The 16,859-nt window shown below is 69.6% G+C and carries 19 protein-coding genes; 9 read left to right on the forward strand and 10 right to left on the reverse strand.

Going from position 1 to position 16,859, the window contains the following annotated elements:
- Window positions 1–60: 60 nt before the first annotated feature.
- Both NJQ98_RS01915 and NJQ98_RS01920 read left to right on the forward strand, forming a co-directional pair.
- On the forward strand, window positions 61–1,209 hold the full coding sequence (locus NJQ98_RS01915) for an ABC transporter ATP-binding protein (RefSeq protein ID WP_262175129.1): 1,149 nt from the start codon (window positions 61–63) through the stop codon (window positions 1,207–1,209).
- 86 nt (window positions 1,210–1,295) lie between these two features.
- Window positions 1,296–2,360 carry a TrmB family transcriptional regulator sugar-binding domain-containing protein gene (locus NJQ98_RS01920; protein WP_262175130.1) on the forward strand — a complete coding sequence of 355 codons (1,065 nt, stop codon included), beginning with the start codon at window positions 1,296–1,298 and terminating at the stop codon, window positions 2,358–2,360.
- Window positions 2,361–2,369: 9 nt separating this feature from the next.
- Here the strand turns inward: NJQ98_RS01920 and NJQ98_RS01925 are convergent, their stop codons facing one another.
- The 5 genes from NJQ98_RS01925 to NJQ98_RS01945 form a co-directional block, all read right to left on the reverse strand.
- Window positions 2,370–2,762, reverse strand: coding sequence for a DUF7992 family protein (locus NJQ98_RS01925; protein ID WP_262175131.1), 393 nt, complete (start codon window positions 2,760–2,762; stop codon window positions 2,370–2,372).
- Window positions 2,763–2,807: 45 nt separating this feature from the next.
- Complete coding sequence (locus tag NJQ98_RS01930; protein ID WP_262175134.1) at window positions 2,808–3,401, reverse strand: class I SAM-dependent methyltransferase; 594 nt, start codon at window positions 3,399–3,401, stop codon at window positions 2,808–2,810.
- 40 nt (window positions 3,402–3,441) lie between these two features.
- Window positions 3,442–3,948 carry a hypothetical protein gene (locus tag NJQ98_RS01935; protein ID WP_262175136.1) on the reverse strand — a complete coding sequence of 169 codons (507 nt, stop codon included), beginning with the start codon at window positions 3,946–3,948 and terminating at the stop codon, window positions 3,442–3,444.
- A 178-nt stretch (window positions 3,949–4,126) separates the two neighbouring features.
- Window positions 4,127–5,368, reverse strand: a complete 1,242-nt coding sequence (locus NJQ98_RS01940; protein ID WP_262175137.1) for an HAD family hydrolase — start codon at window positions 5,366–5,368, stop codon at window positions 4,127–4,129.
- Between the two features lie 66 nt (window positions 5,369–5,434).
- Entirely contained in the window at window positions 5,435–5,590 is a 156-nt protein-coding gene (locus NJQ98_RS01945; protein WP_262175140.1) for a hypothetical protein, read from the reverse strand.
- A gap of 107 nt (window positions 5,591–5,697) precedes the next feature.
- On the opposite strand from NJQ98_RS01945, the gene mutL reads away from it, so the two are divergent.
- The 5 genes from mutL (at window position 5,698) to ygfZ (ending at window position 12,754) form a co-directional block, all read left to right on the forward strand.
- Window positions 5,698–7,818 (forward strand): DNA mismatch repair endonuclease MutL, encoded by a 2,121-nt coding sequence (gene mutL, locus NJQ98_RS01950; RefSeq protein ID WP_262175142.1) that lies wholly within the window; start codon window positions 5,698–5,700, stop codon window positions 7,816–7,818.
- A gap of 345 nt (window positions 7,819–8,163) precedes the next feature.
- Complete coding sequence (locus tag NJQ98_RS01955) at window positions 8,164–9,354, forward strand: glycosyltransferase family 2 protein (RefSeq protein ID WP_431357498.1); 1,191 nt, start codon at window positions 8,164–8,166, stop codon at window positions 9,352–9,354.
- 53 nt (window positions 9,355–9,407) lie between these two features.
- Complete coding sequence (locus NJQ98_RS01960) at window positions 9,408–10,349, forward strand: carbohydrate kinase family protein (RefSeq protein WP_262175146.1); 942 nt, start codon at window positions 9,408–9,410, stop codon at window positions 10,347–10,349.
- A 54-nt stretch (window positions 10,350–10,403) separates the two neighbouring features.
- Window positions 10,404–11,621, forward strand: coding sequence for a carboxypeptidase regulatory-like domain-containing protein (locus NJQ98_RS01965; RefSeq protein ID WP_262175149.1), 1,218 nt, complete (start codon window positions 10,404–10,406; stop codon window positions 11,619–11,621).
- A 47-nt stretch (window positions 11,622–11,668) separates the two neighbouring features.
- Complete coding sequence (gene ygfZ, locus NJQ98_RS01970; RefSeq protein ID WP_262175152.1) at window positions 11,669–12,754, forward strand: CAF17-like 4Fe-4S cluster assembly/insertion protein YgfZ; 1,086 nt, start codon at window positions 11,669–11,671, stop codon at window positions 12,752–12,754.
- A 61-nt stretch (window positions 12,755–12,815) separates the two neighbouring features.
- Here ygfZ and NJQ98_RS01975 read toward each other — a convergent pair whose 3' ends face one another.
- Entirely contained in the window at window positions 12,816–13,211 is a 396-nt protein-coding gene (locus NJQ98_RS01975) for a hypothetical protein (RefSeq protein ID WP_262175154.1), read from the reverse strand.
- A gap of 43 nt (window positions 13,212–13,254) precedes the next feature.
- Complete coding sequence (locus tag NJQ98_RS01980) at window positions 13,255–13,482, reverse strand: DUF7860 family protein (RefSeq protein ID WP_262175156.1); 228 nt, start codon at window positions 13,480–13,482, stop codon at window positions 13,255–13,257.
- Window positions 13,483–13,563: 81 nt separating this feature from the next.
- Here NJQ98_RS01980 and NJQ98_RS01985 point away from each other — a divergent pair, with 81 nt between their 5' ends.
- Window positions 13,564–13,809 (forward strand): DUF8151 family protein, encoded by a 246-nt coding sequence (locus NJQ98_RS01985; RefSeq protein ID WP_262175158.1) that lies wholly within the window; start codon window positions 13,564–13,566, stop codon window positions 13,807–13,809.
- On the opposite strand, the gene NJQ98_RS01990 is transcribed toward NJQ98_RS01985, so the two are convergent.
- Window positions 13,806–14,891 (reverse strand): geranylgeranyl reductase family protein, encoded by a 1,086-nt coding sequence (locus NJQ98_RS01990; RefSeq protein ID WP_262175159.1) that lies wholly within the window; start codon window positions 14,889–14,891, stop codon window positions 13,806–13,808. The two genes, NJQ98_RS01985 and NJQ98_RS01990, sit on opposite strands and share 4 nt — an antisense overlap.
- A 102-nt stretch (window positions 14,892–14,993) precedes the next feature.
- Window positions 14,994–15,431 carry a DUF5518 domain-containing protein gene (locus NJQ98_RS01995; RefSeq protein WP_262175161.1) on the reverse strand — a complete coding sequence of 146 codons (438 nt, stop codon included), beginning with the start codon at window positions 15,429–15,431 and terminating at the stop codon, window positions 14,994–14,996.
- 87 nt (window positions 15,432–15,518) lie between these two features.
- Between NJQ98_RS01995 and NJQ98_RS02000 the strand changes: the two genes are divergently transcribed.
- On the forward strand, window positions 15,519–15,905 hold the full coding sequence (locus NJQ98_RS02000; protein WP_262175162.1) for a hypothetical protein: 387 nt from the start codon (window positions 15,519–15,521) through the stop codon (window positions 15,903–15,905).
- On the opposite strand, the gene NJQ98_RS02005 is transcribed toward NJQ98_RS02000, so the two are convergent.
- Window positions 15,902–16,855: a WD40/YVTN/BNR-like repeat-containing protein gene (locus NJQ98_RS02005; RefSeq protein ID WP_262175170.1), complete on the reverse strand. Its 954-nt coding sequence runs from the start codon at window positions 16,853–16,855 to the stop codon at window positions 15,902–15,904. The two genes, NJQ98_RS02000 and NJQ98_RS02005, sit on opposite strands and share 4 nt — an antisense overlap.
- Window positions 16,856–16,859: the final 4 nt, after the last annotated feature.

Below are 16,859 nucleotides of genomic sequence, written 5' to 3' on the forward strand. Positions count from 1 at the left end.
ACCGTCGGACGGTCACGACGCCACAGCCACCGGTCTGAACCAACCACATAGCACACAACAATGGCAGAACTAACACTCGACAACGTAACGAAGGTCTTCACCGAGGACGACGGTAACGAGATCGTCGCGGTCGACGACGTGAGCATCGACATCGAAGACGGGGAGTTCCTCGTGCTGGTCGGCCCGTCGGGCTGTGGAAAGTCCACGACGCTGCGGATGATCGCCGGCCTCGAAACGATTACCTCGGGCGAGATATCGCTCGGCGGCCGACGGATGAACGAGAAACCGCCCGCTGAGCGGGACATCGCGATGGTGTTCCAGTCCTACGCGCTGTACCCCCACATGACAGTGCGGGAGAACATGAGCTTCGGGCTGGAGGAGTCGACCGACATGGCCGACGACGAGATATCGGCGACCGTCGGGGACACGGCCGACATGATGGGTATCGGCGACCTGCTGGACCGAAAGCCCGCCGACCTCTCGGGCGGCCAGCAACAGCGCGTCGCGCTGGGGCGGGCCATCGTCCGGGACCCCGAAGCGTTCCTCATGGACGAACCGCTCAGTAACTTGGACGCGAAGCTCCGGGCGACCATGCGGACCGAGCTCCAGCGCCTGCAGGACGAACTCGGCGTCACGACGGTCTATGTCACCCACGACCAGACCGAGGCGATGACGATGGGCGACCGCATCGCCATCCTCGACGACGGCGTCCTCCAGCAGGTCGGGACGCCGCTGGAGTGTTACCACGCCCCGAACAACCAGTTCGTCGCCGGCTTCATCGGCGACCCGTCGATGAACTTCTTCGAGATGGACGTTCGGGACGGCACCCTCGTCTCCGACCACTTCGAGTACGGCCTCACGCCCGAGCAGCGCGACGCAGTCGGTGGCGCCGACCGCGTCACGCTCGGCGTCCGGCCGGAGGACATCGAACTCGACGTCGAGGGCAGCGGGACCCACGCCTACGACGTGTTCGTCGACGTGGTCGAACCCCGCGGCGACGAGAACACGACCCACCTCACCTTCGACCGGGACGTCGACGAGCCCGACACCTTCACCGCGACCATCAGCGGCCTGCGCCACATCCGGGCCGGCGAATCCGTGGTGGCGACGCTCCCGCCCGAGTCGGTTCACCTGTTCGACGCCGAGACCGGGGCGGCGCTGCACAACCGCTCGCTGGAGACCACCGAGGTCACCGAACAGCTCACCTGATTCGCCGTGGCACCGCTATTCACCGTCCGATATCGCCCGCCGACGCGGACCGCGGGACCACAACCGGCCAGCCGAAACGGGCTCCGATGACACGGGACCGGCTCCGCGAGAACCTGCGGCTGCTCGGCCTCTCGGCCAAGGAGATAGCCGTCTATCTCACCATCCTCGACCACGGGACGGTGACGGTCAGCCGCGTCGTCGACGAGTCCGACGTCTCACAGCGGCACGTCTACCAGATGTGCGAACAGCTCGACGAGCGCGGGCTGGTCGTGCTCAACGACCACGTCAGGCCCTCGGTGGTCCGGGCCCAGCGGGCCGACAGCGCCGTCAGCAGCATCGACGCCCGCCTCGCCGAACTCGAAGCGGACATCGAGAGCGAGCTCGCCGACCAGGACGTCGCTGACCTCGAAGTCGAACTGATAAAGTCCGGCCAGACGCTCGCCAAGCGCTGGCGCCGCGATATCGACGCGGCCGAGGCGGAGGTGTTCATCTGTCTGCCCGCCGCGGTGTTCGACCGGTTCACCGACGCGCTGGCCGACGCTCTCGACCGAGGCGCCGCCGTCTACGTCCTCGTGACCGACCCGGGCCTCGACGCGTTCGACACGGCCGCGCTCGAGGAGTGTGCGACGCTCGCGCGCACGTGGGCGTACGAACCGCAACCGCTGCTCACCGTGGACCGCGAACGGATGGCGCTGGACGACCCGGGCTTTCTCGTCGGCGGCGGCGACGGCAGCGCCATCTCGCTCACCCGGTCGGCCGTCACCGGGAACCTCTTCAGCACGTATCTCGGCAACTTCTGGCGGCTCGCTACGGAGGTGTACCGCTGTGACCGCGACCCGCTCCCCCAGTCGTATCCGACGCTTCGCAACGCGCTCGTGCAGGCGACCCTGTACGAGCGCGCCGGCGTCGACCTGACCGCGACTATCACTGCCAGGGACATGACGACCGGCGAAATCGTCGAACTGGCGTCGGTCCCGATTCTCGAGGTCCGACAGGGGCTGATGGACCCGTTCAGCAACGAGTTCCCCATCGAGAACAGCGTCCACGTCGGACACGACGGCGAGGTGGTCACCGTCGGCGGCGTCAGCGCCGTTATCGAGGACTACGAGGCGATGGATATCCGGCTCGAACGAGCCCCTCAAAGCGAGTAAAACTCGGACCTACCCGTCACGGCCGAGCGGTTCGCGCTCCAGCCGCTCCGCGACTGTGCGACCCAGTGTCGCCAGCTCCGACTCGGCTCCCTCGATGTCGGCCCCGCTTCCCAGCGCCTCGCGGGCGTCGTCCGAGAGCGTCGGCACGTGGTAGTCGACCCCGTCGCCGCCCGGCCCCACGTAGAAGTCGAACTGCTCGATGAGCCCGTGCCGGACCAGCAGGTCGAACTCGCTCTCGGCCAGGTCGGTCTCCGACGCCCACTCCTCAAACCCCTCGGCCCACGCGCCGTCGGCCAGCGCAGCCTCGATGTCGTCCCGGTGATAATCCTCGTCGGCGTCGTTGTCACGTGACTCGTCGTCGGTGAGCTCGGGCCGGTCGGGCGTCTGAACGTCGATTGCCATGCCCGATATTATAGCCCAGATGACAAATATGTCGGGGGCGCCTCGCTACAGTCGGGCGAACGCGAACTCCGTGGCACTGCCCAGCGGGTCGTCGGCCGTCTCGGTCCGTATCTCGTCGAAGCCGGCGGCGGCTAACTGGTCGAGCGTGGCCCGCCGGCCGGGCGAGGAAAAGAACATCGAGCCGCCCATCCACCCCCGGCGGACGGTCTCGAAGTCGCCGCTCGGAAGCGTCAGCAGGGCGACCCCGCCCGGCCGGAGCACGCGGGCGAACTCGCGGTACACGTCGGGGTGGCGCGCCCGGGGAACGTGGAAGACGGCGTGGTAGGCGGTGATGCCGTCGACGCTGCTGTCGGCCACGGGCAGGGCGGTCATATCGCCCTGGACCAGCCGTGCGTCGGGCACCGTCTCGGCCGCGAGTTCCAGCCCCCGCCGGGAGAAATCCAGCCCGACGGCGCCGGCCGGGAGGTTCGCCAGCGTCCGCGCCCCGTCGCCACAGCCCACGTCCAGCACGGTGGGCGAGTCGGGAAGCGTTGCGAGCAGGTCGTCGACCAGGTCGGCATCGGAGCCGTCGGGGTTCCTGCGTGCGGCGTAGGTCTCGGCCACCTCGTCCCAGGCGCGCCGCACGTCGTTTCTGTCCATACCCGCCGTAGGGCTGCTCTCGGTATCAGTGCTGGCCCGCTTATTCCAGCACCGACCGGGGTCGTTTCAGGTAGAAGTCCTGGTCGACGGCCCGCTGGTACACCTCGACCAGCGTCTCGACGCTCCTCTCGTCGGGCGCAAACCCGATGTGCGGGGCGACGTGGTAGGCCTTGCAGCTCGTCAGGAAGAAATACAGCGTCCGGAAGTGGGCCGGCGTCACGTCGACGACGCCCAGCGAGTCGTCGCCGAGGGCCTCCGAGAAATCCGAGAGCATGTCGGCGATATCGTCGTGCAGTCGCTCGTCGGGTCGCTCCAGGGTCGTCCCGAACGTCTGCTCCAGGAACTCGCTGGTCGCCCGCACGAACGGGTTCGAACTGGCCCCGGTCGGGTCGACGGCCGCGAACGTCTCGTAGAGGTCGAGCAGCGCCGTCAGTTCCGCGGCGGTCACCGCGACCGGACGCACGGGGTCGCCCTGTGGCAGCGCGTAGTCGGGAAAGGAGTAGGAGCTGGGGTCCGGCACCTCTCCGAAGATGCTGTCGAGGCTCATGCCGGTGCTTCGGCCCGGCGCAGTCTAACTGTTGGGGGAAAACAGCCGTGACAGCTGTGATAGCACAGGGACGGCCGTCAGAAGCGCCGTGTCGCCGACCGGTACACGCGCCACGTCTCGCGATTGTCCCATAGCGGACTGTCCGCCGTCACGGACGACAAACTGCCGCCGCGGCGACCTACCGCTCGTCGATAGCCGCCAGTAGCTCCATCCCGTAGACGATACGGAGGACGGTGCTGGCCTCGCCGGCCGTGTACACCAGCCCGTCCCGGTCGGTCACGTGGTCCAGCACGGCCTCGGAGGCGTGTTCCGGGGCCGCGGCGATACCGCAGTCGGTCTCGGCGAGCCACTCCATCACCCGCAGGTCGCTCTTGGAGTCGCCCATCGCCAGGGCGAAGGGGTCCTCGATACCGAGCACGTCCAACGCCTCGCGCACGCCCGTGGGCTTGTCTAGTTCGAGGCTGACGAGTTCGGCGGCGTCGCCCTCGTAGTACCCCACGTCGAGGCGTTCCAGGGTAGCCGTGAACGGCTCGGGCGCCCCGTCGAGGTCGCCGTCGCGGGCCACGTCGCCCTCGTCGAGGACCCGTGCTATCTCCGGGTCGTTCGCGAAGTAGGTCCGCGCGAGCAGCGCGGGGTCGGTCACGTCCGCGTCGACCGCGTCGGCCAGTGCCTCGCCGACGAGCCCACAGAAGTAGCGGATGGCCTCGTCGATGACCGCGACGGCGGCCTCGCTGCCCACCTCGGCGTTGGGCTTGAGGGTGACGTTGAACTCGTTGCCCTGCAGGTGACAGCCCCGACGGACCCGGTCGGGGGCGTCGGAGAGGACCCGCCCGCGCACGTCGTCGAACGTCTCGACGATGACCGGGTCGAGCCCCTCGTACAGCAGCCGTTTCGTGTCGGGGCCGTGGTCCGGCGTGAACACGGCGTTGCCCGTCTCGTAGACGATGCTCATCGAGCCCGACTCGACGATGTCGTTGCCAAGCCCCTGTATCATGAACCCCTTGACGTTCTCCAGGGTCTGGCCGGTACAGACGACGATAGGGACGCCGCGCTCGTGGAACTCCGTCAGCAGGTGCAGCGTCGAGCGCGGAATCTCGTTGTCGGTGTCGCCGGCCGACCGGAGCGTCTCGTCGACGTCCAGCACGAGGACGTTCACCGTCCGGCCGTACTTCGAGTACAGGTCCAGCGCGGTGAAGGCCTCATCACGGGACAGATGGGCGGCGAGCTCGGCGTAGGGTTCGGGGTACCGCTCGGCGATGGCCGACTTCCGCTCGTCCAGTTCCCGCCGGGCGCTCTCCCACTGGCTCAGCCCGACGGTCGAGCGCAGCGGCGGGAAGAGGTCGACGACCTCCTGGTAGGCCCGCACCGTCTCCGTGTCCACCGTCTCGTAGAGCTCGTAGAGGCGGTCGTACTGCTCCATCGGTACTGGCCCGCTCGCTGCGCGCGTACTTGATACCTGCGGGGTGACACGCTGGTCGATATATCGCTATTCCCCGCCGTCGGTCAACACCGACATCTCATCGCCGTCCTCGTTGAGGAACTCCGGCAGTTCCTCGTCGTCGAGCGCTTCCTCGGCTTCGTCCGCCCGCTCCATCGTCCAGTCGGGCATTTCCTCGGGGATGTCGCCTCTGTGGTGACACATGTGGGCTCACCGGTCGTCCCTATGGGCTCTACTATGTTAATTATTGACACTACTGGCTCCCCCTGGGACAGTCTCAAGTCGACCGACCCGTTACCGGGGACAAGAGCATGGGGGAGACGCCAGAAGACATCCGGCAACTCGACGAGCGGACCGTCGAGCGCATCGCCGCCGGCGAGGTCGTCGAGCGGCCGGCCTCGGTGGTGAAAGAGCTGGTCGAGAACGCCGTCGACGCCGACGCCGACCGGGTCACGGTGAGCGTCGCGGACGGCGGCCGCGCGGGGATTCGTGTCACCGACGACGGCGTCGGCATGGCCCGCGACGCCGTCGAGCGCGCCGTCGAGCAACACACGACCTCCAAAATCCGGGACATCGAGGACCTGGAGGGCGGCGTCGGGACGCTCGGCTTCCGCGGGGAGGCGCTGCACGCCATCGGCGCGGTGTCCAGAATGACCATCACTACGCGCCCGCGAGAGGGCTCAGCGGGCACCGAACTCGTCGTCGAAGGCGGCGAGGTCACGTCGGCCGGCCCGGCGGGCTGTCCCGAAGGGACGAGCATCGAAATCGAGGACCTGTTCTACAACGTCCCCGCCCGCCGGAAGTACCTCAAGCAGGCCGCGACGGAGTTCGCCCACGTCAACACCATCGTCACGAGCTACGCGCTGGCCAACCCCGACGTGGCCGTCACCCTCGAACACGACGGCCGCGAGACGTTCGCCACGACCGGGCAGGGCGACCTCCGGGAGACGGTGATGTCGGTGTACGGCCGCGAGGTGGCCGAATCAATGATAGCGGTCGACGGCAAGGACCTCCCCGATGGCCCGCTCTCCGGCGTCACCGGGCTGGTCTCCCACCCCGAGACGACCCGCGCCGGCCGGGAGTATCTCTCGACGTACGTCAACGGCCGCTACGTCCGCGCGAAGACCGCCCACGACGCCGTCGTCGACGCCTACGGCACCCAGATAGCGCCGGACCGCTACCCCTTCGCCGTCCTCTTTCTCGACGTTCCCGCAGGTGACGTCGACGTCAACGTCCACCCTCGGAAGATGGAGGTCCGTTTCGTCGACGACGAGGGCGTCCGCAAGCAGGTTCGGACCGCTGTCGAAGATGCACTGTTGGAGGAGGGACTGCTCCGCTCGACGGCACCGCGGGGCCGCTCCCAGCCCGAACAGACCGAGATTACCCCCGAGCGGTCGGGAAGCGACTCGCCGACGGACGACTCGGCGCCGACCAGCCACAGGGATGAACGGGAAGCGTCGGCGGGGGAGCCGTCGACCGAGTCCCCGTCGGGGGACCGCCCCACGAAATCCACGGGGACCGACTCGACCCCCGACACCGCCGTTTCGGGTCGAACCGCCGACGAGCCGCCCACGGAGACGAGCGCCGACAGTCGGCCCGCGTCGGACGCGGCCGCCGACGAGCCGGCCCGGTCGGTGACCGACGGCACGGACGGGACAGTCGAGCCGGCACAGAGCGGCGCCACGGACGGAACAGCCGAGCCGGCACAAAGCGGCGCTACGGACGGCACACCCGAGTCGACACCGACCGACCCCGACCGGAAGTTCTCGGGCGGCCACGACCAGGCACATCTGGGCGACGCGCCCGAGACGGCCCACGACACGCTGCCGTCGATGCGGATACTCGGGCAGCTCCACGACACCTACGTCGTCGCGGAGACCGACGATGGACTCGTGCTTATCGACCAGCACGCCGCCGACGAGCGGGTCAACTACGAACGGCTCAAGCGGCAGTTCGCCGGCGAGACGACGACACAGGCCCTGGCCGAGCCGGTCGAACTCGAACTCACCGCCCGCGAGGCCGCCGTCTTCGACGAGCGAAGCGACGCCTTGGCGAGTCTGGGCTTTCACACCGCCCGGACCGGCGAGCGCATCGTCGAGGTGCGCACGCTGCCCGGCGTCATCGCCGACGCCGCCGGCCCCGACATCGTCCGCGACGTGCTGAGCGCCTTCGTCGGCGGGGAGAGCGAGGCCGCGACCACCGTCGAGGCGGCCGCCGACGAACTGCTGGGCGACCTGGCCTGTTACCCGTCGGTCACGGGCAACACCTCGCTGACGGAGGGGTCGGTGCGGGACCTGCTCGCGGCGCTGGACGACTGCGACAACCCCTACGCCTGTCCCCACGGCCGGCCGACGGTCATCGAGGTCGACTTCAACGAACTGGAGGACCGCTTCGAACGGGACTATCCGGGGCACGCCGGCCGTCGGCAGTGAGCGGAGCCTGTGGCTCCGCGAAGGTCGGAAGTCGCGAAGCGTCTTCCGGAAGTGACGCCGCGGCCGTGCACGCCGGCCGCCGGCAGTGAGCGGAGCCTGTGGCTCCGCGAAAGCCGGGAGACGCTCGGCATCTCCCGGAAGTGAGCGAACGCGGAGCGTTCGCGAGGCCGCGTCGCGCGAGGCCGGCGTTTGACCGGCCTCTCCTGTCGCGCTCCCGGAACCGCGTCTCCTTCCCTTTAGCCCGGTTTATTCGGCTCAAGCGGCGTTAAATGGGCGGAAAACGGGCCCAATGCGGGCTGAGCGCCGGCCCGCATGAAGTGGGTGGACGCCCCGGTACCGGGCACGATGAAGACCGAGCGAATCACACTGACCGGGGTCGGCGGGCTCTTCCTCGTCGCCGCCGTCGCGACGCTACTCCCGTCGCTCGCCCCGAACGTCGTCGACTGGGGACAGCTGTTCAACTATCTGCTGTGGGGGACCACGCTGCTGTTCACCGGGACCGCCCTCGTCTGGGTCGTCTTGACCTACGTGGTCGGACGGGGGTACGAGGCGCCCGACCCCGTCCACGGCGGCGACGACATCCAGGTCCGCGTCCTGACCGTCGACGCCGCCGCGGTCGTCCAGCGGACCGTCGACTCGCTGCCGGACGAACTCGACGATGTCCACGTCGTCGCGGAGGCGGACATCGACGTGGCCGGCGCGGCCGTCCACGTCGTCCCCGAGGAGTTCGACTGCGACGCGGTCCGGAAGGGCCGGGCCATCGAGTGGGCCCGCCGGGCCCTCGACTGCGAGCGGGAGTACGTGCTGTATCTCGACGAGGACAGCGTCGTCGACTCCTTCGGGGGGCTGCCCGACGCCGACATCGTCCAGCTGCGCGAACAGCCCCGCCGCACGGGGTCGGTCTGGACCTATCTGGCCGACGTCTACCGGATGGGTGTCCAGGTCGAACAGCGCGCCTTCGCCCGTCTCTCCATCCCGCTGTTCGCGTGGGGCGGCGGCATCGCCGTCCGCAGCGACCTCGAAGACGCGGTGACCTGGGACCGCGAGACCATCGTCGAGGACACCGCGTTCGTCTGGACGGCCGCCCAGCGGTTCGATATCGACTTCGAGCTGGCGACGGCGACCTGCCGGAACGAGGCGCCGCCGTCGCTGACCGAAATCGCCCAACAGCGCCGCCGGTGGGCCGCGGGCAACGTCGAGGCCTCGACTGCGCTCCCGCTCGGGTACCAGCTGCTCACCCGCGTGCGCAACTACGCGTGGGCGCTCTCGCCGGTCGTGACGCTGGTCGTCGTCCCGCTGTCGCTGCTGGGCGTCGGCGTCGGCGCCGGCGGTCTGTTCGCCACCGTCTCACTGCTGCTCGGTGCGCTGACGCTGTTCTGGTATCTCCGCGGCGTGCGCTACTACGGCCGGGACAAGCTCGTCTGGGCCGCCGCGGTGCCGCTGGCGCCGCTCGTCACCGTCGTCCACTCGATGGGCACCGTCGCCGGCATCCTCGCGCCGCCGACTGAGTTCCGCGTCACCGAGAAGGTGGGCTAACGACGCCCGAAACAGCCGGTTGAACTAAACCCCCGTCGGTCCATGGGAGGCACATGTCGATTGTTTCCTTCGGTGACACGGCGCTTCGCTTCGCGACACGCGATGGCGAGCGGTTCGAGACGGCCCGCGAGGTCGGGCTCCACGTCGACGGGATATCCAGCAACGCCGCGGCCGTGGCCGGCCGGCTGGGCGCCGACGCGGTCTGGCTCTCGAAGCTCGCCGACACGCCGCTCGGCCGGCGGGCCGTCGCCGAACTCCACGAACACGGGCTGGAGACCGAGATAGACTGGGCCGACCCCGGGGCCGGGCGCCAGGGGCTGACGTTCCACGAGAGCGGGGCCCCGCCCCGCGAGCCCCGACTGCTCCAGGACCGGGGCGATACGGCGATGGCGGCGGTGTCGCCGGGGGACTTCCCGGTGGGTCGCATCCAGGAGGCCGACGCGGTCTTTACAACGGGGTCGATGGCGGCCCTGTCCGACGAGGCGGCCGAGACCGCCGGGGCCCTGCTCCGTTCGGCCCCCGGGCTCCGGGCGATGGACCTCGATTTCCACCCCGGAATCTGGAGCGCGGAGACGGCCCACGACACCCTGTCAGACCTCTTCGACCCGGTCGAGCTGCTGTTTGCCAGCGAGGCACAGGCCACGGCGGTGTTCGACCGGACGGGCTCGCCCCGAGAACTGGTCCACACTATCGCCAGTGACTACGACTTCTCCCACGTCGTCCTCACCCGCAACGAGTACGGCGCCGTCGGCTACCACGACGGCGTCCTCCACGAACAGGACGCCTTCGAGACGCCGGAAATCGACAGCGCCGGACAGCACGCCGCCTTGGTCGGGGCCGTCCTCCAGCAGCTCACCGCCGGCGCTTCGACCGACGAGGCCCTGGCCCACGGCGCGGCGGCAGCGGCGCTGGCACGGACGATGAACGGCCCGCTGCCCCCCATCGAACCGGCCGACGTCGAGCGGCTCATCGCCGCGGAGTCAGGCGGTCGCTAACCGCAGGGCTAGAATAGCCATACTGTTAAGGGTGTCCGTTGTTACCACTCGGATATGGGTTCGACACGACTTTCAATCGGTCTCTGTCTCGTGATGCTCGTCGGGATGGTCGGCGCGCTCCCGGCGGCCGTCTCGGCACAGCAAGACCAGGTCACCATCACCGCGACCGTCGTCGACCAGGACGGTCGCTCCGTCGGTGGCGGCGTCGACGTGACTGCCTCCTGGCAGGGCGGCTCGGTCAACGGGACGACGGCGTCGAGCGGTCAGGTGCTTCTCGACGTCCCCAGGGGTGCGAACGTCTCGATACAGGTCGACGACGACCGGTACGTCAGGAACATCCCCTACGAGGTCAGTGACGCCAGTACACAGTCGGTCGACGTACCCGTCACCGACGCCGGCACGGCGACGGTGACCGTCCGGAACGCCCAGAACGAGACGGTCGAAGACGCCCGCGTGTTGCTGTACCGCGGCGGGCAGTTCGTCACGGACCAGCGCACCGACGCCGACGGGACCGTCACGACGCCGGCCGTCGAACAGGGCAACTACCGCCTCGACATCTACAAGGCCGGCTACCTCGACAACCGGACGCAAATCACCGTCGGTAGCCAGACCGACATCAACCGGACCATCCAGCAGGACGAGGTGTTGCTCACAGTCGAAGTGGTCGACGACTACTTCGACCCCGCCGAGCCGCTCAACGCCTCCGTCCGTATCCCGTCGGTCGGGACGCTCCAGACCACTGACGGCGACGCGGCGACGACGGTCCCGGTCAACACGAAGTACAACGTCGACGTGACCAAGGACGGCTACGACCAGGCCACACAGACTGTCACCGTCAAACAGCGCGACCTCACCGAGACCATCAGCATCAACCGCACCGACAGCCTCTCGATATCGACGCAGGACCGGGTGCTGCTCGGCAACTCGATAACCCTGGAAGTCACCGACGAGTACGACGACCCCGTCGAGGGCGCGACGGTGTCACAGGACGGCCAGGAGGTCGGCACGACCGACGCTGACGGCCAGTTGGAGGTCGATACCGAGTCGGCCGGGTCGGTGAGCTTCACCGTCGACGACGGCACCGTCCAGGAAGAGGTCACCGTCAGGGTCGTCGACGCTCCCGAGGAGCTGACGGGGACGCAGATTCCCGACTCGACCGGCACCGACGCCGAACCGACCGGGACCTCGGGCGGGAGCGGTCCCGGCTTCACGCCCGTGACGGTCGCCGCCGCGCTCGCCCTGCTCTCGCTGGTCGCCGCCCGACGCCGGTAACGGACGAGAGCGGGACGCTTTTTGCCGCGAGGCTCCCAGCCGTTCGCATGACTGTTATCGAGGGCGTCCACGCCGACCACGGCGCGGCCTTCCGCGAGGTCGGCGGCCGCCGCGTCGTCGACCACTACGGCCGGCCCGAGCGGACCCACCGGGCCGTCCGAAACGTCGTTGGCGTCTGTGAGTTCGGCTACGGCGTCCTCGTCGTCACCGGCGAGGACCGGGTCGAGTACGTCGACAACGCCGTCTCGAACCGCGTCCCCGACGCCGACGGCGAGGGCACGTACGCCCTTCTACTGGACCCGCAGGGCCGCGTCGAGACGGACATGTACGTCTACAACGCCGGCGAGCGGCTGCTCGTGTTCACTCCGCCCCAGGAGGCCGCGGACCTGGCCGAGGACTGGCGGGAAAAGACGTTCATCCAGGACGTCGATATCCGCCTCGCGACCGAGGAGTTCGCCGTCTTCGGCGTCCACGGCCCGAAGGCGACCGAGAAGATAGCGAGCGTCCTCCACCAGGCGGCTTCGCCCGAAGCGCCCCTCTGCTTTAACCGCGGCGAGCTGGGCGACGCCGGCGTCTCCGTCATCCGGACCGACAACCTCGCCGGCGAGGAGAGCTACGACGTGGTCTGTGGCGCCGACGACGCCGAACGGGTCTTCGACACCCTGGTCAACCGGGGGCTAAACGCCGTCCCCTTCGGCTACCGCACGTGGGAGGCGCTCACGCTGGAGGCCGGGTCGCCCCTCTTCGACACCGAAATCGACGGGGCGCTGCCCAACGACATCGGGCTTCGCAACGGGCTGGACTTCGAGAAGGGGTGTTACGTCGGCCAGGAGGTCGTCTCCCGCGTCGAGAACCAGGGCTACCCCGGCTCCCGTCTCGTCGGGCTGACCGTCGACGCCGTGCCCGACCCCGGAGCGGCCGTCTCGGTCGGCGACGAACACGTCGGGGAAGTCACGCGGGCCGTCGACAGCCCGGACGTCGCCGGTCCCATCGCCATGGCGGCGCTGGACTGGGACTACCCCGACGGCGCCCTCACGGTTCGCATCGACGGCGAAGCGGTTCCCGCCGAGCGCCGCGAACTCCCGTTCGTCGAGGGGTCGGCGGTGTCGGCGCGCCTGCCCACCTACGAGTAACCGATAGCGTCTCTGTCTCCGTCTGTGCCGTCGCTCGCGGCACCCGTCTGTCTCCGTTCGCTCAGTCGGAGGTCTCCAGGTGGTCGGCCCCGCCGCTCGCGCCGAAAACCCTCTCGACGGCGACCAGTGCCGAGTACGCCGAGAAGGCCGCCAGACACATCCCGCCGAACTGGGTGACCGCGGTCAGGGGCGCGCCGACGGTCTCGTACTGCAGCGGCGCGACGATGAGCCACAGCCCGAGGACGGTGGCCATGGTGCCCGCCGCGAGGCTCGGGACGCCGCGCTCGCGGATGGTCTGGAAGTTCTTCCCGGCGAAGACGGCGCCGACGACCGCCGAGAGCGTCACGCTCCCGCGGATGCCGGGTTGGGCGCCCAGCGCCAGCGGCGCGACGAACGCGACCAGACAACCGAGCAGTGCGACGACGGCCGAGGCGACGGTGAAGCGACTCGCATCCATACCTGACGGTAACACCGCACACGGTAAACACGTTTGGCGCCGCTCACTCCACGAGCGGGAGCACGATGCCGAACACGAGCGGGGAGAAAAGCCCCAGCAGAATACCCAGCGCCTCCATGTCGGTCAACAGCATGTTCCCCCAGCCCGGCAGCGGGCCGAGCAGTGTGTGCGCGGCGAGTTCGCCGAGCGCGCCCAGCGCGAACAGTCCGACGCCGAGCAGGAAGCCGCGTTTGGCAAGCGTCGCGTGGTCCATACTTCGATACTGGCCCATACGAGTGCCCAGACGACAACCGAACAAACCGGTTACGTTTCGGGCGGAAGGATTATACCGTTCGTTGGCATAGGGCCGCCGATGAACGGTCTGGGCTCACTGTCGGAACTGCTATCGCTAGTGCTGAGCGCTTTGGCGGCCGGTCTGCTGACGGCCGTCGGTGCGCTCACGGAGAACGCCGGGGTCGCGGACATGCTGGTGGAGCCGTCCGCCTTTGCGGTCTGGGAGGTCGGAATGGGGCTGCTCCTGCTGTACACCGGTATCTACATGCTCGGGTACAAGCAGGTGTGGCTCGGGCTGCGTGGTGCCCGGACGGACGCCGCCTAGGACCGCGACAGCAGCGCCTTCAGCTGCTCGCGCGAGAAGAGCGTCGAGGGGCGGTCCATGTGGACGCCGATTTCCCCCTCGAAGGCCGTCATGCCGGCTTTCTGCACCGCTTCCGGTACCGAGTAGCCCGCCCGAACGGCGTGACCCAGTCGGATGTCGCCCCGGAGGTCGTCGCGCCAGGCCCGCTCGTAGTCCCCCAGCGTCGCGGGGTCGTCGGGGTCGATTTCGCGGGCCGCGTGGTCCGCCGCGGTCATGCCATAGAGGATGCCGCCGCCGGTGAACGGTTTGGTCTGGGCGGCGGCGTCCCCGACGAGGAACGACCGGCTGCCCGTGACGCGTTTGGGCGGCCCGATGGGAATGAGCCCCGAACAGCGCCGGCTCACGTCGGCGTCGTAGCCCGCACAGAACGCCTCGAACCGCCCGCTGGCGTCGTCGCCCGGCGGCACCGCCAGCCCGTACTCGACGCCGGCCTCGCCGCGGGGAATGCGCCAGGCGAAGAACGTCGGGACGGTGAGGTGAACGTCCACGAACTCCTGGTGGTCGGGGGTCTCGTCGAACCCCAGCACCCCGTGGAGCAGTTCGTCGGGTTCGGGCAGACCCAGTTCCCGACGCACGCGGCTCTTGGGGCCGTCACAGCCGGCCACGAGCTTCGCGCGGTAGGTCTCGACATCGCCGTCGGGACCGCGGGCGTCGACGGTGACGTGGTCCCGGTGTTCCGCGACGGCAACGACGGTGTGGTGTTCCCGGAGGTCGGCCCCGGCCTCGCGGGCCAGCTCCGCGAGATGCCTGTCCAGCCCCACGCGGTCGATGACGTTCGAGATGACTTCGTCCTTGTAGAAGGGGTGAGCGTCGCTGTCGGGGCCGCCGGTGTGGAAGCGCGCCCCCGATATCTCGTTCTGGAGCAGCGTCTCGCGGGCGCCCTCGGTGTACTCCCAGATATCCGTGCTGACGTGCCCCGAGCAGGCCAGCGGCTCGCCGACTTCGCCCTGCTCGAAGACGAGCACACTCTGCCCGCGCTCGGCGGCCCGGCGGGCGTACCGCGAACCGGCGGGGCCGGCGCCGACGACGACGACATCGTGCATACCGACGGGGAGGGTGTCAGGAGGCAAATACCTTCCCGATTCTGGCGGGCCAGCTACGCGCGGTCCGGGGCGGGTCGGCGCTGCGCGTCGGGAGTATCGGGCTCATGGGTCAGCGCTCGGGACGGCACGCGGATGTCCGCCCCGCTCCGCCAGCCAGCCGCCCAACCGCCCGCTCAGCGCACCGACGACGGCGGTGACGCCGACGAAAACGGGGAGCATGAGCGCCACCAGCGCGAGCTGTAGCGCGGTGAACCAGGCGGGCTGGGTGAACGAGAGGACAACCGGGACCAGTTCGGCGACCGACAGCAGGACCGGGAACGCGCCGACGGCACCGGCTCGGAGGCCGACCGGGGTGCTCTCTAGGCCGCGGCGTTTCGCCAGATAGCCGACCGCGAGCGCACAGAGCGCGATTCCCGAGGCGTCCCAGGTGGTGCCGGGCGCCCGCAGGTGGAGGACGAGCGTGAGCGGGACCGATGCGAGCCCACCGAGGATGGCGTACTGCCACGTCGGGGACCGCAGTCGCTGGAGGAGGGGCGACATGGTCGCCCGTTGGACCGTGCCCGACATATTTCCATTGGTTGACAGCACCGGACAGACGCTAAGAGGGGGGCCCGCCAACGGTGTGGCATGGCGGAGTACCAACCCGGCGTCTGCAACATCGGCGCCGAGCAGCGCCGCGCCCGGCGGCTGTCGGGTATCGGCTCGTTCGGTCTCGCTCTCGGGGTCGTCCTCGCGGTCGTACTCGACGTGGTCCCGGCGACGACGCTGTGGGCGACCGCCCCCTTCGTCTTCGGCGGCTGGGTCGGTCTCGTCCAGGACTACTACGGGTTCTGCGTGGCCTTCGGCGCGCTGGCCCGCTACGACCTCTCGGGGTCGGGCGGGGCGACGGGGTCGGTGGCCGAGGCCGAGGCGGTCGCCGCCGACCGCAGGCGGGCGGTGACGATTCTGGCTGTCGCCGCGGTCCTGACGGCCGTAACGACCGCGCCCATCGTCCTGCTCGGCGGGGCGGTCTAGACGACCGCGAGCCCGCGGGGCACCTGGTCGTAGGCGTCGGCCCACGTCCCCACCCGCGACCACGAGGCGCCGTCGGGCGACCGGAAGAGCCCGCGGTTCGTCAGCGCGGCGAAGCCGTCGCCGTCGGCCGAGAGCACCGCCCGCGCCAGCCCGTCCGGGTCTGGTAGCCCGTCCATCGCCGGTTCCCAGCCCTCGCCCGTCGTCCGGTAGACGTAGCTCTCGCCGCGCGTCGAGTGGGCGGCTCGCGCGCCCCGGGCCGCCGAGACGACGACCGTGTCCGGGTCGTCGGGGTGGACCGCCACGCTCCAGACGTAGCGGTGCTCCAGCCCGTCCTGCGGGTACGTCCACGTCCCGCCGCGGTCGGTCGACAGCGCGTAGCCGTCGCCGGCGGCGGCGTAGACGCGGTCGGGGGCCTTCGGGTGCGTGGCGATGGTGTGGGTGTCCCGGCGGCCGCCGTCGGGGTGGTCCAGCCACGTGTCGCCGCCGTCCTCGCTCCGGACGAAGGCGCCGGCCTCGACGGCGACGTACAGCCGTTCGGGGTCGTCGGGCGCGAGGGCGAGCCAGCGGACGTGATGGGTGTGTGGTCGGGGCGGGAACGACCACCGCGAGGCCGAGTCGAGGCCGGTCAGTCCCTCGCGTTCCCGCCAGGATTTGCCGCCGTCCGTCGAGCGGTAGACGGCGCTCGGTTCGGTGCCGGCCCAGACGATGTCGGGGTCGTGGGGACTGACGGTGACGCTGGTTGTACGGTCGCCGTCGCCGAGAACCCGCTCCCACGTCTCCCCGCCGTCGGTCGTCCGCTGGAGCCCCGCGTCGGCGGTCCCGGCGAACGCGCGGTCGGGCGCACGCCCGTCGGCCGCGACGCATTCGAGCGTGTGGTCCGCCAGCCGCTCGGTCAACTCTCTGTCGCCGACGAGCAGGCGGTCCGAGAGTGCGGCGTAGTACGTGGGCATACCA

The sequence above is a fragment of the Haloarcula laminariae genome, from assembly GCF_025457605.1.
Classification (GTDB): domain Archaea; phylum Halobacteriota; class Halobacteria; order Halobacteriales; family Haloarculaceae; genus Haloarcula; species Haloarcula laminariae.

What these genes read in the sequence shown, in the direction of transcription:
- NJQ98_RS01935 (WP_262175136.1), bottom strand. Translation starts at nt 3,948, where the DNA reads ATGAGCCTCGACAGCATCTTCGGAGAGGTGCCGGACCCCAGCTCCTAC.
- mutL (WP_262175142.1), top strand. Translation starts at nt 5,698, where the DNA reads ATGGGGGAGACGCCAGAAGACATCCGGCAACTCGACGAGCGGACCGTC.
- NJQ98_RS01965 (WP_262175149.1), top strand. Translation starts at nt 10,404, where the DNA reads ATGGGTTCGACACGACTTTCAATCGGTCTCTGTCTCGTGATGCTCGTC.
- NJQ98_RS01975 (WP_262175154.1), bottom strand. Translation starts at nt 13,211, where the DNA reads ATGGATGCGAGTCGCTTCACCGTCGCCTCGGCCGTCGTCGCACTGCTC.
- NJQ98_RS01945 (WP_262175140.1), bottom strand. Translation starts at nt 5,590, where the DNA reads ATGTGTCACCACAGAGGCGACATCCCCGAGGAAATGCCCGACTGGACG.
- NJQ98_RS01920 (WP_262175130.1), top strand. Translation starts at nt 1,296, where the DNA reads ATGACACGGGACCGGCTCCGCGAGAACCTGCGGCTGCTCGGCCTCTCG.
- NJQ98_RS02000 (WP_262175162.1), top strand. Translation starts at nt 15,519, where the DNA reads ATGGCGGAGTACCAACCCGGCGTCTGCAACATCGGCGCCGAGCAGCGC.
- NJQ98_RS01930 (WP_262175134.1), bottom strand. Translation starts at nt 3,401, where the DNA reads ATGGACAGAAACGACGTGCGGCGCGCCTGGGACGAGGTGGCCGAGACC.
- NJQ98_RS01955 (WP_431357498.1), top strand. Translation starts at nt 8,164, where the DNA reads ATGAAGACCGAGCGAATCACACTGACCGGGGTCGGCGGGCTCTTCCTC.
- NJQ98_RS01960 (WP_262175146.1), top strand. Translation starts at nt 9,408, where the DNA reads ATGTCGATTGTTTCCTTCGGTGACACGGCGCTTCGCTTCGCGACACGC.
- NJQ98_RS01980 (WP_262175156.1), bottom strand. Translation starts at nt 13,482, where the DNA reads ATGGGCCAGTATCGAAGTATGGACCACGCGACGCTTGCCAAACGCGGC.
- NJQ98_RS02005 (WP_262175170.1), bottom strand. Translation starts at nt 16,855, where the DNA reads ATGCCCACGTACTACGCCGCACTCTCGGACCGCCTGCTCGTCGGCGAC.
- NJQ98_RS01985 (WP_262175158.1), top strand. Translation starts at nt 13,564, where the DNA reads ATGAACGGTCTGGGCTCACTGTCGGAACTGCTATCGCTAGTGCTGAGC.
- NJQ98_RS01990 (WP_262175159.1), bottom strand. Translation starts at nt 14,891, where the DNA reads ATGCACGATGTCGTCGTCGTCGGCGCCGGCCCCGCCGGTTCGCGGTAC.
- ygfZ (WP_262175152.1), top strand. Translation starts at nt 11,669, where the DNA reads ATGACTGTTATCGAGGGCGTCCACGCCGACCACGGCGCGGCCTTCCGC.
- NJQ98_RS01915 (WP_262175129.1), top strand. Translation starts at nt 61, where the DNA reads ATGGCAGAACTAACACTCGACAACGTAACGAAGGTCTTCACCGAGGAC.
- NJQ98_RS01925 (WP_262175131.1), bottom strand. Translation starts at nt 2,762, where the DNA reads ATGGCAATCGACGTTCAGACGCCCGACCGGCCCGAGCTCACCGACGAC.
- NJQ98_RS01940 (WP_262175137.1), bottom strand. Translation starts at nt 5,368, where the DNA reads ATGGAGCAGTACGACCGCCTCTACGAGCTCTACGAGACGGTGGACACG.
- NJQ98_RS01995 (WP_262175161.1), bottom strand. Translation starts at nt 15,431, where the DNA reads ATGTCGCCCCTCCTCCAGCGACTGCGGTCCCCGACGTGGCAGTACGCC.